The organism is Polaromonas jejuensis NBRC 106434, assembly GCF_001598235.1.
Lineage (GTDB): Bacteria > Pseudomonadota > Gammaproteobacteria > Burkholderiales > Burkholderiaceae_C > Polaromonas > Polaromonas jejuensis.
Map to the genome: position 1 here is coordinate 1 of NZ_BCYO01000069.1, position 1,446 is coordinate 1,446.

Consider the following 1,446-nt stretch of genomic DNA (forward strand, 5'->3'; position numbering starts at 1 on the left):
GCGTATTCCACGCGATGGCGGACACGGTTCCATGCTGATGGCGGACAGTGTTCCACCGTCATCGCGGACACCGTTCCACGGTGATGGCGGACAGCATTCCATTTTGAAGGCGGACACCCCAGCAGTGTTCTGAGTGACCCAAACGAGGCGTAGGCTGCCCGGTTTTTTGACCGGATACCAGCTATGCCCACACCAAGGGTCACCATGAGCAAGATACGACACACATTGCAGCTGCTGCACAGCGGCAACCTCAGCCAACGCCAAATCGGCGCAGCACTGGGCATTTCCAAATCCACCGTCAGCGAGATTGCCAGTTACACCCGCGCCGCAGGGCTCGACTGGGAACAGGCACAGCACTTAAGCGACGAGGAACTTCAGGCCCGGCTGTACCGACCACCGGTGGCACGCCAGTCCCGCCATCTCGAACCCGATTACGCCCAGCTACACAGCGAACTCAAGCGCCCCGGCGTCACCCTGCAACTGCTGTGGGAGGAGTACCAGCAGCAACACCAGGGCGTGGCCTACAAATACAGCGCCTTCTGCGAGAAGTACCAGCAATGGGCCAAGCGCCTGAAGCACTCCATGCGCCAGACCCACGAGGCAGGCGACAAACTCTTCGTGGACTACGCCGGTCAGACGGTCCCGCTAGTCGACGCCAGCACTGGCGAGATTACGCAGGCCCAGGTGTTCGTGGCAGTGCTGGGCGCGTCGAACTTCACCTACGCCTGTGCCACACCGACCCAGAAGGCCGCTGACTGGGTGGCCAGCATCATTGCAACCCTCGAATTCATCGGTGGCGTGCCGCGCCTGCTGGTGCCAGACCAGCCGCGTGCACTCATGGCCCGGCCTGACCGCTATGAGCCCACCAGCCACCGTTTGCTTGAAGAACTCTCCCAGCACTACGGCCTGGCCGTGTTGCCGGCACGCCCGGCAAAGCCGCGTGACAAGCCCAAGGTAGAAGTGGCCGTGCAGGTGGTCGAGCGTTGGATTCTGGCGCGCTTGCGCCACCAGCGCTTCTTCAGCCTGGGAGCGCTCAACCGGGCGATTGCGGCATTGCTGCAGGACCTGAACCGGCGCCCGTTCAAGAAGCTGCCGGGCTGCCGGGCCAGCGCGTTTGCCAGCCTGGACCAGCCGGTCTTGAAACCCTTGCCAGCGTCTCGCATGCCAATCGCCCGCTTCAAGCCCGCGCGGGTCAACATCGACTACCACGTCGAGCTCGACGGTCACTACTACTCGGTGCCACACCGCCTGGTGGGCGAGATGGTGGAGTTGCGCATCACGGCCACCACGGTAGAGATGGTGCATGGCCAGACCCGCGTGGCAGCCCACGCCTTGAACCCGCGCCGGGGCGCACACACCACCACGCCCGAACACATGCCAGCCTCGCACCGGGCGCACCTGCAGTGGACACCGGCCAAGCTCATTGCCTGGGCCGAACGCATAGGG

1 protein-coding gene is annotated in these 1,446 nt (G+C 63.9%); it reads left to right on the forward strand.

The window, feature by feature from the left end:
• Window positions 1–183: 183 nt before the first annotated feature.
• A partial coding sequence (istA, locus tag PJE01S_RS24115; RefSeq protein ID WP_068836244.1) for an IS21 family transposase occupies window positions 184–1,446 on the forward strand: 1,263 nt, incomplete at its 3' end.